Source organism: Methylobacterium sp. GC_Met_2, from assembly GCF_026540795.1.
In the GTDB taxonomy this organism is placed as follows: domain Bacteria; phylum Pseudomonadota; class Alphaproteobacteria; order Rhizobiales; family Beijerinckiaceae; genus Methylobacterium.
The window spans coordinates 1-12,661 of sequence record NZ_JALNUM010000023.1; the positions used below are offsets into that span (position 1 = coordinate 1).

Genomic DNA, 12,661 nt, shown 5'->3' on the forward strand with positions numbered 1-12,661 from the left:
TTTTGGCCGACACCTGGGTTCCCGCGGCGTCCCGCGTCCCTCGTGTTGTCTTTCTTGGGCCATGCCCCCGGCGCCAATGGCGGGTGGGGACGATGACGCATGTCCGGCGCCACGCGCGTTCGCGTCCGAGGCTTACTACTCCGGGCCATGCAGCAGAGCTTGGTCAAATCTCGGACGGCGAGCAGATCTGCCGTTTTTAGAAGATGAAATGTCATCGTGCATTTAATATGACCGATATTTTTACTAGAGCGTGGAATTGACTGCTCTCGCGGGATCTTTTTGGCACTGATCGGACACGATGGTTTCGAAAGGTCTTCGACCTTTTGCGGGTTCAGGGCAGACCGCTGCTGTCGGGCGTCGCCCGCGCCAGGACTTCGCCCTGGCGACCCACCAAAGGGCTTCAGCCCTTTGGAAACCCCGGATCGAAGCTCGAGCGACGGGTCGCGACGGGCTGTGACCTGACAGCACTCAATAATACGCTCTCGATCGAGAGGCCCATCGTGAATGATCATCGAGATTGTTTGGGCGGTGGTGGATTGAATATCGCGCCGGTTCGACCGATCGAATGCCGAGATCCGCCGCCGCTTCGACACCATCCGGGCCGCCTGAGATCCACCGGCTGGCGCCTGAGAATCGCTCGCTGGCGCTCCGGGGGCAAAGCGGCGCAAGCCGGCAACACTCCGTCGCCGATAGGGGACGCGCGGCCGGCTCGACGCTGACGGGACCGTGATTTTGCTCTATCGATTCCGACTCTTCGCGTCCTTCCGGGGCGCAGGGAGCCGAGGGCCGGTGAAGCCCGGCAGGTGGGAGTGGGCGTGCGTATCCTGGCCATCGACACAGCGCTGGAGACCTGCGCCGCCTGCGTCATGGCGGAGGGCGACGACACGCCGATCTCGACCGAATCGCTCCCGATGGCGCGGGGGCATGCCGAGTCGCTTCTGCCGCTGATCGAGCGTGTCATGGCCCGCGTGGACGGCGGCTTCGAGGCCATCGACCGAGTCGCCGTCACGGTGGGTCCGGGCAGCTACACGGGGCTGCGCGTCGGCCTCTCGGCCGCCCGGGCGATCGGCCTCGCCACGGGCAAGCCCGTGGTCGGGGTCGGCACCCTGTCGGCCCTGCTGGCCCATCTGCTGGCCGAGACGATCGAGGGCTCGATCGCTGCGGCGATCGATGCCCGGCACGGCGCGCTCTACGTCCAGGCCCTCAACCCGGGGGGCGACGGCATCGTTCCGGCCCACCTGTCCGTCGCGGACGTCGCCGACCGCCTGGTCGGGGCGGGTCCCGTGCGGCTCGCCGGCTCGGGTTCGCCGGCGCTCGCGGCCGCACTGGCGGAGCGTGGGGTCGAGGCCCGCGTCAGCCGCGTAACAGGGCCGGACATCGCGTCCGTGGCGGCCCTCGGCTTGCTGGCCGATCCCGAACAGGCCCTGCCCCGGCCGCTCTACCTGCGCGGGCCCGACGCGCGGCCTCAGGACCACGCGCGGATCGCCCGGCAATGACGCGGCCCATTCTCTTCTGGCCCTTCGACTGGTGGTCCGCGTGGTGGGACGCGCTGAGCCCCGAGCCCTACGTGGCGCCGCTCACCGACGCGTCGCAAGCCCCGGCGCTGGCCCGGCTGCACGCCACCGCGTTCGCGCGGCCCTGGGAAACCCATGAATTCGAGCGGATGCTCTGCGAGCGCTCGACGCAGGCGCATGCCCTGTGGCGCGCCGGCACGCTCCACGGCTTCGTGCTCTCGCGCCGCGCCGTCGACGAGGCCGAGATCCTGACCGTGGTGCTGTCGCCGGCTCTGCGGGGCGGCGGCCACAGCCGCACGCTGCTGCGCGAGCACCTGTCGAGCCTCGCGCTGACCGGTATCGCCCGGGTCCATCTGGAGGTCGACGAGGGCAACGCGCCGGCCCTGCGCCTCTACGCCCGCAACGGCTTCCGGCAGGTCGGTGCGCGCACGGGCTACTACCTCAAGGCCGACGGCAGCCGGGCGACCGCGCTGACGATGAGCGCCGACCTCTGACGCCGTGAGCCGCTTCGGCCTCGCCTGCCGCGTGGCGGCCCTGGCCCTCGCCTTCGTGGTGCTGGCGCCGCCGCACTGGGTGGCGCTGCGCCTGCTCGGCCGTCGCTCCGCCCTGGCGCCGATCCTGTTCCACCGGGTCGTCCTGCGCCTGTTCGGGGTGCGGGTGACGCAGAGCGGCACGCCGCCCGCCCCCGGCGAGGCCGCCCTGGTGCTCGCCAACCACGTCTCCTGGCTCGACATCATCGCCATCGGGTCGCTGCGGCCGCTCTCCTTCGTGGCGAAGTCCGAGATCGCCGGCTGGCCGGTGATCGGCGTCCTCGCCGGGCTTCAGCGGACGATTTACATCGACCGGCAGCGCCGGGGGGCGACCGCCACGGTGAGCGTTGCGATGGGGCATCGCTTGGCCGAGGGCGAGCTGGTCGTACTGTTCGCGGAGGGCACGACCGGCGACGGCACCCGGCTGCTGCCGTTCCGCTCCTCGCTGGTCGGCGCCGCCCGGGCGGCGCTGCAAGCCGAGGTGGGCCGCAGCCGCGTGCGCCTGCAACCGCTGGCGATTGCCTATCCCCGGCGCAACGGACTGCCGGTGACCCGCGCCGAGCGGGCCGAGATCGCATGGTACGGGGATATGGAACTGGCCCCGCACCTTGCTGCCTTCGTGCAGGGCGGCCCGCTCGACGTGCATGTCGCCTGGGGCGCTCCGATCGCCTTCGAGGCGACGACGGACCGGAAGGTCGCCACCGCAGCCGCGGAGGCCGAGGTCCGCGCCGCGCTCCGGGGCATCGGCACCGGCGGTTGCCGCGCGCCTGAGGTCAGCGCGAGCCCGGCCCGCCCAGGCCTCGACCTTCACGACCCGGAAGTCGCAGCGGTCTGACCGCGCGGGCAAGTCACCCAAGATGATCCGTAGAAATGGTCGCTGTAATACATGATGCAGTGCATTGAGCGGGCCGAACCTCTCTGCTAGCTAGGCCGCAACCCGCATCAGGCGGGATTAGTGGAGGTCGCCCGGTGCAAACCTGGAATCAGGTTTACGATCCGTTCGGGAGCGCTTGGCTCTCGACGCTCGCCGCCTCAGTGCCGGTCATCGCACTGCTCGCCATGATCGCCAGTGGGCGCGTGAAAGCCCACATCGCGGCCGTGATCGCGCTAGGCCTCGCCATGCTGGTGGCCATCGTCGGCTTCGGCATGCCGACGGAACTCGCCACCCGCGCCGCCATCCTTGGGATGGTCACGGGCTTCTTCCCGATCGGCTGGATTATCCTCAACGTCATCTTCCTCTACCGTCTCACGGTGGAGAAGGGCTGGTTCGCGATCCTGCAGCAATCGGTCGCCGGCATCACGGCCGACCGACGCCTGCAACTGCTTCTGGTGGCCTTCGCGTTCGGCGCATTCTTCGAGGGCGCGGGCGGCTTCGGCACCCCGGTGGCGGTGACCGGCGCGATCCTGATCGGGCTGGGTTTCTCGCCGCTGGCCGCCTCCGGCCTGTCGCTGATCGCCAACACGGCCCCCGTCGCCTTCGGCGCCCTCGGCGCGCCGATCCAGGGTCTCGCCTCGGTGACCGGCTACCCGCCCGAGATCCTCGGCGCGATGATCGGCCGGCAATTGCCACTGTTCTCGTTGCTCGTGCCGTTCTGGCTGATCTGGGTGTTCGCGGGCTTCCGCGGCATGATCCGGGTCTGGCCGCCGATCCTGGTCTGCGGCGCGACCTTTGCGGTCGCGCAGTTCCTGATCTCCAACTATGTGAACCCGTGGATCGTCGATATCGGCGCCTCGCTGGCCTCCATGCTGGCGCTGGTGCTGTTCCTGAAGGTCTGGCAGCCGCGCGAGATCTGGACCTCCCCGGCCCTGCGCGGCCACGATCCGTCGCTGGCCGTCGCGGGCCCCCGTCCAGTGGCGCTCGGCGCCGGCGTGCCGGGCACGCCCCCGGTCCATACCGGCGCCCGCACCGCCTCGCAGGGTGAGATCCTGATGGCCTGGGTGCCGTGGATCGTGCTCTCGATCATCGTCGCGATCTGGGGCACGGGCTGGTTCAAGGGTATCGTCAACCCGCTCTTTACCTGGAAGTACGAGGTGCCGGGCCTGCACAACGTGATCATGAAGGTGCCGCCGGTGGTGGCCAAGCCGGTCCCCGAGGGCGCGGTCTTCCTGTTCACCTACATGTCGTACACCGGTACCGGCGTGCTGATCGCCGCGCTCATCTCGGGCCTGATCATGCGCTTCTCGCCGCTGCGGCTGGTCACGGCCTATGTCGAGACGATCTGGGCCCTGCGCTTCTCGCTGATCACCATCGCGGCGATGCTCGCGCTTGGCGTCCTCACCCGCTACGCGGGCGTCGATGCCACGCTCGGCCTCGCGTTTGCCGGCACCGGCATCCTGTACCCGTTCTTCGGGACGCTGCTGGGCTGGCTGGGCGTGGCGCTCACGGGGTCGGACACGGCCTCGAACGTGCTGTTCGGCGGCCTGCAGCGGATCACCTCAGAGCAGCTCGGTCTGCCGGGCGTGCTGATGGCGGCGGCGAATTCGTCGGGCGGCGTGATGGGCAAGATGGTCGACGCCCAGTCGATCGTTGTCGCCTCCACGGCCACCGGCTATTTCGGCCAGGAAGGCAAGATCCTGCGCTTCGTGTTCTGGCACTCGATCGCGTTGGCCTGCCTGGTCGGCCTGTTCGTCATGCTCCAGGCTTACGTGCCGTTCTTCCAGCAGATGGTGATCGACGTGCCGACCGCCGCGCCGGTCACGCACTGACACCGGCGGCGGACACACCCGCCGCACGCCAGCACCGGCCGCCTTCGGGCGGCCGGTCGCGTTTCAGGGACGCCGCGACGGGCCGCCGGATCCGTGTTAAGGGTTGGGCGCCCGGCCCGCGGGGCAGGCAGCAGTGTTCGGGCGGATTGGTTCGGGACGGCGCGTGTTGAAGAAGGCCTACGTCAAATCCTACGGGTGCCAGATGAACGCCTACGACGCGGCCCGCATGGCCGACGTCCTGGGTGCCGAGGGCTACACGGCGACGGATTCGGTCGAGGAGGCCGATGTGGTCGTCCTCAACACCTGCCACATCCGCGAGAGGGCCGCCGAGAAGGTCTATTCCGAGCTTGGCCGCCTGCGCGTCCTGAAGAACGAGCGGACCGCGAAAGGGCTCGATACGCGCATCGTCGTGGCGGGCTGCGTCGCCCAGGCCGAAGGTGCCGAGATCCAGGCGCGCCAGCCTGCGGTCGATGTTGTCGTCGGCCCCCAGAGCTACCACCGGCTGCCCGACCTGTTGGCTCGCTCCCGCGAGCGGCGCGTGGTCGACACGGAATTCCCGGTCGAGGACAAGTTCAACCACCTGCCCCAGCGGCGTACGCTCGGGGCCTCGGCCTTCCTCACTGTTCAGGAGGGCTGCGACAAGTTCTGCGCCTTCTGCGTGGTGCCCTACACCCGCGGCGCCGAAGTCTCGCGCCCGGTTGCGGCGGTGCTGGCTGAGGCGGAAAAGCTCGCCGAGGGCGGCGTTCGAGAGATCACGCTGATCGGCCAGAACGTCAACGCCTATCACGGCGCGGGCTCCGACGGTACGCCGGTCGGCCTCGCTGAACTGGTGCGGGCCGTCGCAAAGATCCCCGGCCTCGCGCGGATCCGCTACACGACGAGCCACCCGAACGATTTCGACGACGCGCTGATCCGGGCTCATGCCGAGGTACCGGCCCTGATGCCCTACCTGCACCTGCCAGTGCAGTCAGGCTCGGACCGGATTCTTGCGGCGATGAATCGCAAGCACACCGGCGACGCGTACCGGCGCCTTATCGACCGGATCCGCGTTGCGCGTCCGGACATCGCCCTCTCCTCCGACTTCATCGTCGGCTTCCCGGGCGAGACCGACGCGGATTTCGCCGAGACCCTGCGGCTCGTGCGCGATATCGGCTTCGAGAGCGCCTTCTCGTTCAAATACAGCACGCGCCCGGGGACGCCGGCCGCCGACCGCACCGATCAGGTGCCCGAACCCGTGATGGCGGCGCGGCTCGTGGAGCTGCAGGCGCTCCTCGACAGCCGGCGCTACGCCTATCAGCGCGCGGCTGCCGGCCAAGTCTTCGACGTGCTGGTCGAGAAGCCGGGCCGGCATCCGGGGCAGGTCGCGGGCAAGACGCCGCACCTGCTCGCCGTGCAGTTCGACGCGGCCCCGCACCATATCGGTTCCGTGGTTCCGGTGCGCATCATTGAAGCCGGCACCAACAGCCTGTTCGGACAGCTCGTCTCGGAAGCTGTGGCGGCATGAGGCACATGACGAGGATGACGGCTTGAGCGCATCGGACGGGGCGGGCGCGCGCGGCGCGCTCAAGGGGCGCGGCCCGGCGGCGCGGCCGCCCGGATCGGACGAGCCGGTCGAGGTGCCGCTGACCTTCGACGACAACCGCCTCGCGAGCCTCGTCTTCGGCCAATACGACCAGAACGTCGCCCATATCGAGCGTCGGCTCGACGTCACCGCGACGGCGCTCGGCAACCACCTCGTCATCAAGGGCTCGCCCGACGCCGCCGAGAAGGCCCGGCGGGTGTTCCAGAAGCTCTACGCCCGGGTGCGGACCGGTGGCAGCACGCTGACGCTTGGCGATGTCGATGGCGCGATCCGCGAGGCCACCGCGCAGGCGACGCTGTTCCCGGCCGAGACGATCGCCGCCGAGGCCGACAAGCCGCATTTCGAGCAGATCGCCACCCGAAAGCGTGGGGCCGTACGGGCGCGCAACCCGGCGCAGGACGAATACATCAAGCTCCTGCGCACCAACGAGCTGGTCTTCGCCGAAGGGCCGGCCGGGACCGGCAAGACCTGGCTCGCCGTCGGTCACGCGGTCTCGCTGCTGGAGCAAGGCCATGCCGAGAAGCTGATCCTTTCGCGTCCCGCCGTCGAGGCCGGCGAACGCCTGGGCTTCCTGCCCGGCGACATGCGTGAGAAGGTCGATCCGTATCTGCGCCCGATCTACGACGCCCTCTACGACTTCATGGAGGCGCGCCATGTCGATCGCGGCCTGCAGACCGGGCAGATCGAGATCGCGCCGCTCGCCTTCATGCGCGGGCGGACGCTCACCAACGCCGTGGTGCTGCTCGACGAGGCACAAAACACGACCTCCATGCAGATGAAGATGTTCCTCACCCGCCTGGGCGATGGCTCGCGCATGATCATCACGGGCGATCCGAGCCAGATCGACCTGCCGCCGGGCCAGAAGTCGGGCCTCGTGGAGGCGGTCCGGGTGCTGGAGGGCGTCGAGGGGATCGGTCGCGTGCGGTTCAAGGACGTGGACGTGGTCCGCCACGACCTCGTCCGCCGGATCGTCACCGCCTACGAAAGCGCTGCCCACGGGACGGACGAGGCCGATCGCAACCCGAATTTCCGGCGCCGACCGCTAGCGTGAGCATGCCGCACGAGATTGACCTGGCCGTCGAGGACGAACGCTGGGAAACCGCGATTCCCGACCTCCAAGCGCTCGTCACCCGCGCCGTGGAGGCCGGGCTTGCGATCGCCCCTGATAAGCCGGATGGCGCCGTCGAGGTCAGCGTCCTGCTGACGGACGACGCTGCGATTCAAGAGCTCAACAAGACGTGGCGCGGGAAAGACAAGCCGACCAACGTCCTGTCCTTCCCGGCCGCCCCGCAGCCACGGCATGCGCAGGTCGCGACGCCGCTCGGCGATGTGGTCCTTGCGTACGAGACCCTGGTGCGCGAGAGTGCGGAGCAGTCGACGCCGCTCCAGAATCACCTTGCTCACCTCCTCGTCCATGGCACCCTGCATTGTCTCGGTCAGGACCATGAGATCGGCGAGGCCGAGGCCGAGGCCATGGAATCCCTCGAAGTCGCGGCCCTCGCGACCCTCGGTATCCCGGATCCCTATGCCTGAGTGCGCCACGCCCGAACGTCCCCAGACCCGAGAGACATGAGCAACGATCGAAGTCGCGGCGCGGCCCTGGCCGCGCCCAGTTCCACCGAGGGAGAATCCCCGAATCGGGAGCCCTGGTACGACCGCCTGCTCCAGGCGCTTCACCTCAAACCGCGCGATTCCCTGCGCGAAGGTCTTGAGGAGGCGCTGGCTGAGCCGGATGCCGGCGAGAGCGGATTGTCCCCGCTTGAGCGCGTGATGCTCAAGAATGTGCTGGGCCTGCACAAGGTGCGGGTCGACGACGTGATGGTCCCCCGGGCCGACATCGTCGCCGTCTCCAACGAGACAAGCCTCGGCGACCTGCTCAAGCTGTTCCGCACTGCCGGCCATTCCCGACTGCCTGTCTACGGTGAGACCCTCGACGACCCCCGCGGCATGGTCCACATCCGCGATCTCGTGGATCACATCGCCGCCAAGGCCGAGCCGACCCGGCGCAGCGTCCCGGCTGTCAAGCCTGCGGAGCCGGGGATCGACGGCGCGGTCGATGCGGCGGCAGCGCCGCGCGTCCGCCGTCCGGCGCCACGGCTTCCGCGCAGCCTCGACCTCGGCAAGGTCGACCTGACCACGACCCTGGCGGCGACGCGTATCCAGCGGCCGGTCCTGTTCGTGCCGCCCTCGATGCCGGCGATCGATCTGCTGGTGCGGATGCAGGCCACGCGCACCCACATGGCGCTGGTGATCGACGAATATGGCGGCACCGACGGGCTGATCTCCATCGAGGACCTGATCGAGGTGGTGGTCGGCGACATCGAGGACGAGCACGACGTCGCCGAGGCCAGTTACGTTCAGAGGGTCGATGGCGAAGGCGATGTCTTCGTGGCCGACGCGCGCACACCGCTGGCCGAAGTCTCGGAGGCGACCGGCGTCGATCTGGCCGCCGCAGTTGGTGAGATGGCCGAGGAGATCGACACGCTCGGCGGGATGATCGTGACGCTGGCCGGACGCGTCCCCTCCCGCGGCGAACTGATCGCCGGACCCGGCAATCTCGAATTCGAGGTGCTCGATGCGGATCCACGCCGCCTGAAGAGGCTGCGCTTCCACAAGGGCGCGGCGCGGATCGGTGCCGTCGTGCCGCTCGCCCTGCCCCCGCCCTCCAATCCAGCGTCAGCCGAGACGCCTCGCCCGTGACGGTCCCGGCGTGACGCGCATGACGGCGGGGTACGCCCGGGCTTCCGCAGCGCCGGGCGCGCCGACGCATGACTGGATACCGGGTTTCGTGCGGGCCATCATGGGTCTGACCGGCTGGCGTCGCCTCGGGCTGGCGTGGCTCGTGGGTGCGCTGGGTGCGCTGGCAATGCCCCCCTTCGGGGCTCTGCCCGCCCTGATCCTCTCCCTGACCGTCATGGTCTGGCTCCTGGACGGGGCCGCTGCGGACCGCCCTGCCCCGCGCCGCCTTTGGCCATGCTTCCTGATCGGCTGGGCCTGGGGCTTCGGTTATCTCACCGCCGGCCTGTGGTGGCTGGGCCAAGCCTTTCTGGTGGAGGCCGACGAGTTTCTCTGGGCGCTGCCGCTCGGCGTCGTCGGCCTGCCCTTCGGGCTCGGCCTGTTCTACGGCGCGGGTTTTGGCGCCGCAGGCCTTCTATGGTGCCGGGGGTCGGGGCGGATCGCCGCCCTCGCCTTCGGAATCGGCGGCGCGGAATGGCTGCGCGGCCACCTGTTCACGGGCTTCCCGTGGAACACCCTCGGCATGGCGCTCGCCCAGAACCTTTGGCTGATGCAGTGGGCCGCCGAGATCGGCCTCTATGGCCTCACCGTGCTGGCCATCCTGATCTGCGCCGCCCCCGCGACGCTCGCCACCGGCTCGCAGCCGCGCAGCCGGTTCGCTCCGAGCGTGGCCGCCGCCTTGCTGTTTGCCGGTATGGCCCTGTTCGGAGCCGAGCGCCTGGGGTCGGCGGATCCGGTGGCTGCGGGTGTCCGCCTGCGCCTCGTCCAACCGAACCTGCCGCAGGACGCCAAGTTCAGGCCGGAGAATCGCGCCGACATCGTCGACCGCTACATCGAATTAAGCCAGCGTCCGGTGGCAGCGGGCGAGCCTGAGCCGACCCATATCGTCTGGCCGGAATCCGCCTTCCCGTTCCTGATCCAGCGCGATCCCGAGGCTTTGGCCAAAGTGGCGGCCGGTCTCAAGCCTGGGCAGCACCTCGTCACCGGCGCGGCCCGGGCCGAGGAACCGCTGCCGGGCGAGCGCCTGCGCTACTTCAACGCGATCCTGGTGATCGGGCCGGATGGCGTGATCTCCGACAGCTACGACAAGGTCCACCTTGTCCCGTTCGGCGAGTACCTGCCCGGCCCCCTCGACGCCGCGCTGCGGGCGCTGGGCCTGCGCCAGTTCGTGGCGGTTCCCGGCGGCTTCTCGGCCGGTGCGCTTGCCGCGCAGCGGATCCTGGCGGTGCCCGGACTGCCGCCGGTGGCGGCGACGATCTGCTACGAGGCGATCTTTCCGGGCGCGATCCTGCCCGCGGGCCACACCGCGCCTGCCGCCCATCCCCCGGGGCTGATTCTCAACGTCACCAACGATGCATGGTTCGGCGACACGCCGGGCCCGCGCCAGCATCTTGCCCAGGCGCGCCTGCGCGCCGTCGAGGAGGGGCTGCCCCTGGTCCGCGACGCCAATACCGGGATCTCCGCGGTGATCGACCCGCACGGCCGCATCATCGCCGAAACGCCGCTCGATCAGGAGACGTGGCTCGACGCCGATCTGCCCGCGCGGATCGTGGGCGGCACCCTGTACGGCCGGTTCGGCGACGCGGCCTTCGCGCTGATGCTGGCCGCCTGCCTCGTCGGGGCGGTGACGGCCGGGCGACGGATATGAGTGCGGGATCCGCCGGAGGGCGCCGGATTCTGCTCGTGCTCGCGCTGATGCTGGTCGCGTTCAACCTGCGGCCGGCGCTCAGCACAGTCGGGCCCCTGTTGGCGACCATTCGGGACGAAACCGGCCTCGGCGCGGGCGGTGCCGCGATCCTCACCACCCTCCCGGTCCTGTGCCTCGGCATCGCCTGCGCGCTGGCGGCGCCGCTGATCCGGCGGATCGGGGCCGATCTCGCGGTGCTTGCTGGCACCACCATCCTGACGGCTGGGCTGACGCTGCGCGGCCTCGGCGGCCTCGTGCCGCTGTTTACCGGAACGGCGCTCGCCGCCATCGGCATCGGCCTCGACAACGTCCTGCTGCCCGCTCTGGTCAAGCGCGACTTCGCCGGCAGCAGTGGCCTCATGACCGGCCTCTACACCATGACCCTCTGCCTCGGCGCCGCGGCCGGCGCGGGTGCGGCGATCCCGGTCGAGCACGCCCTCGGGGGCGGATGGCCGTCCGCCCTGGCGATCTGGGCCTTGCCGGCGCTGGTTGCCGGCTTGGTCTGGATCCCGTTTGCCCGCCGGCCGAGCGCACGTGCGGCGCCCTCGGCCGGGCGTCTACTCCGCAACCCCCTCGCGTGGTGGGTGACGGGCTTCATGGGCCTGCAATCCTCGCTGGCCTACATCCTGTTCGGCTGGCTGCCGCTGCTGCTGCAGGGGCGCGGTCTGTCGCCGCTGGATGCCGGCTTGTTCGCCTCGCTAACGACGCTGGTCCAGGCGCCCGGCGCGTTGCTTATCGCCATGCTGGCCGCCCGTGCCCGCGATCAGCGGGCCTGGATCGTCGCGATCCCGGGCCTGACCGCCGGCGCCTTCCTCGTTCTCGCCTTCGGACCTGACGCTCTGCGCATCCCGGCCGCCTGCGCGCTGGGCTTCGGGATCGGCGGCTGCTTCGGCCTGGGACTCACCCTGATCGTGCTCCGCGCGGCAGATGCGGCGAGTGCCGCCGGCCTGTCAGCCATGGCGCAGGGCATCGGCTACGCGGGGGCTTGCCTCGGACCGCTGGCCTTCGGGCTCGCCCACGAGGCGACCGGGGGGTGGGGCATCCCGGGCATCCTGTTCGCAGGGATCGCCACCGCCGCGATCCTGATCGGCCTCGCGGCGGGCCGTGACCGCAAGGTCAGCGCGGTGGAGCCGGAGTTCCCTGGCCCGGTGGCTCAGTCGCTGAGTGCGCTTCAGCCGTCGAACCCGGCCAGCGGCTCCTGATCGTAGCGCAGCATCAGGTCTTCCATCGCCTCGGCCTCCGACAAGCGCCCCGCGGCGGCGAGATCCGCCAAGCCCTCGAAGAAGCCCTCGCGGGCGAGCGCCGGCGCGAAGCTCAGGGTGAAGCGGACCGGCTCGTCGCCGCGGTTGGCGAAGGCGTGCGGCGTACCCGGTCGGACCAGCGCGAAGTCGCCGGGCCCGAGATCGATGTCGGTCCCGTCAAGGTGTAGGATGAGGGCGCCGGCTTCCACCGCAAACTTTTCGGTGAGCCGGGCGTGCCGGTGCAGCCCGGCTCCGGGCGTGCGCGGATCCATCGTGATTCGGTAGATGCCAATCGCGTCGGCGGTCGCATCGCCGCGCGCGAGATAAGTGACCCGCATCCCACCGATCACCGCGTCGGGCTTCGCATCGTTCCGGACGATCGTTGCCATGGCGTCCTCCCAGCGCTCCAGACTCATGCTGGCCTGCCTCCGCATCATGCGGTACGGGCCATAGGGTCGCAATACTCGGAGAAGTTCGACACGGGGCTTGCCGAGTTGAAATATCGGCAGCGGCAATGAACCCCCGAAGGCTGTCGGCCTCAGATAATCTGTAGACGCGATGCCGCCTTCAGATTGACAGATGCAAAAGTGAAATTAAACGCACTCATGCTTCCTAGAGGGCCGGCATTCTGCAGTTGCATGACTGCTGAGGTCTGACCTCTCGAC

The 12,661-nt window shown here is 69.7% G+C and carries 11 protein-coding genes; 10 read left to right on the top strand and 1 reads right to left on the bottom strand.

Features of this window, described 5'->3' with window-relative positions; genetic code table 11:
- Window positions 1-815 precede the first annotated feature (815 nt).
- The 10 genes from tsaB to OXS49_RS10720 all read left to right on the top strand — a co-directional run bounded on the left by tsaB (window position 816) and on the right by OXS49_RS10720 (window position 11,957).
- Window positions 816-1,496, top strand: coding sequence for a tRNA (adenosine(37)-N6)-threonylcarbamoyltransferase complex dimerization subunit type 1 TsaB (gene tsaB, locus OXS49_RS10675; RefSeq protein WP_244000824.1), 681 nt, complete (start codon window positions 816-818; stop codon window positions 1,494-1,496).
- Window positions 1,493-2,008 (top strand): GNAT family N-acetyltransferase, encoded by a 516-nt coding sequence (locus OXS49_RS10680; RefSeq protein WP_244000822.1) that lies wholly within the window; start codon window positions 1,493-1,495, stop codon window positions 2,006-2,008. The genes tsaB and OXS49_RS10680 overlap by 4 nt, the downstream gene beginning before the upstream one ends.
- A 4-nt stretch (window positions 2,009-2,012) precedes the next feature.
- A complete protein-coding gene (locus OXS49_RS10685; protein ID WP_267424020.1) occupies window positions 2,013-2,879 on the top strand; it encodes a lysophospholipid acyltransferase family protein in 867 nt (288 codons plus the stop codon).
- Between the two features lie 134 nt (window positions 2,880-3,013).
- Window positions 3,014-4,750, top strand: a complete 1,737-nt coding sequence (locus tag OXS49_RS10690; protein WP_267424022.1) for an L-lactate permease — start codon at window positions 3,014-3,016, stop codon at window positions 4,748-4,750.
- 166 nt (window positions 4,751-4,916) lie between these two features.
- Window positions 4,917-6,254: a tRNA (N6-isopentenyl adenosine(37)-C2)-methylthiotransferase MiaB gene (miaB, locus tag OXS49_RS10695; protein ID WP_267424024.1), complete on the top strand. Its 1,338-nt coding sequence runs from the start codon at window positions 4,917-4,919 to the stop codon at window positions 6,252-6,254.
- A gap of 112 nt (window positions 6,255-6,366) precedes the next feature.
- Complete coding sequence (locus OXS49_RS10700; protein WP_267424092.1) at window positions 6,367-7,383, top strand: PhoH family protein; 1,017 nt, start codon at window positions 6,367-6,369, stop codon at window positions 7,381-7,383.
- A gap of 2 nt (window positions 7,384-7,385) precedes the next feature.
- On the top strand, window positions 7,386-7,865 hold the full coding sequence (ybeY, locus tag OXS49_RS10705; RefSeq protein ID WP_244000839.1) for an rRNA maturation RNase YbeY: 480 nt from the start codon (window positions 7,386-7,388) through the stop codon (window positions 7,863-7,865).
- Between the two features lie 36 nt (window positions 7,866-7,901).
- Entirely contained in the window at window positions 7,902-9,032 is a 1,131-nt protein-coding gene (locus tag OXS49_RS10710) for a hemolysin family protein (protein ID WP_244000815.1), read from the top strand.
- Window positions 9,033-9,051: 19 nt separating this feature from the next.
- Window positions 9,052-10,716 carry an apolipoprotein N-acyltransferase gene (gene lnt, locus OXS49_RS10715; RefSeq protein WP_267424027.1) on the top strand — a complete coding sequence of 555 codons (1,665 nt, stop codon included), beginning with the start codon at window positions 9,052-9,054 and terminating at the stop codon, window positions 10,714-10,716.
- The gene (locus OXS49_RS10720) at window positions 10,713-11,957 is read left to right on the top strand and encodes an MFS transporter (RefSeq protein WP_267424029.1); all 1,245 of its coding nucleotides are present in this window, start codon (window positions 10,713-10,715) and stop codon (window positions 11,955-11,957) included. Before lnt ends, OXS49_RS10720 begins: the two co-directional genes overlap by 4 nt.
- Here the strand turns inward: OXS49_RS10720 and OXS49_RS10725 are convergent.
- On the bottom strand, window positions 11,927-12,412 hold the full coding sequence (locus tag OXS49_RS10725) for a cupin domain-containing protein (RefSeq protein WP_267424031.1): 486 nt from the start codon (window positions 12,410-12,412) through the stop codon (window positions 11,927-11,929). The genes OXS49_RS10720 and OXS49_RS10725 overlap by 31 nt on opposite strands.
- Window positions 12,413-12,661 lie beyond the last annotated feature (249 nt).

Bases quoted from the DNA above. Each gene is read 5' to 3' on its own strand.
- OXS49_RS10680 (WP_244000822.1), top strand. From the start codon at position 1,493: ATGACGCGGCCCATTCTCTTCTGGCCCTTCGACTGGTGGTCCGCGTGG.
- ybeY (WP_244000839.1), top strand. From the start codon at position 7,386: ATGCCGCACGAGATTGACCTGGCCGTCGAGGACGAACGCTGGGAAACC.
- OXS49_RS10710 (WP_244000815.1), top strand. From the start codon at position 7,902: ATGAGCAACGATCGAAGTCGCGGCGCGGCCCTGGCCGCGCCCAGTTCC.
- lnt (WP_267424027.1), top strand. From the start codon at position 9,052: ATGACGGCGGGGTACGCCCGGGCTTCCGCAGCGCCGGGCGCGCCGACG.
- OXS49_RS10720 (WP_267424029.1), top strand. From the start codon at position 10,713: ATGAGTGCGGGATCCGCCGGAGGGCGCCGGATTCTGCTCGTGCTCGCG.
- OXS49_RS10725 (WP_267424031.1), bottom strand. From the start codon at position 12,412: ATGAGTCTGGAGCGCTGGGAGGACGCCATGGCAACGATCGTCCGGAAC.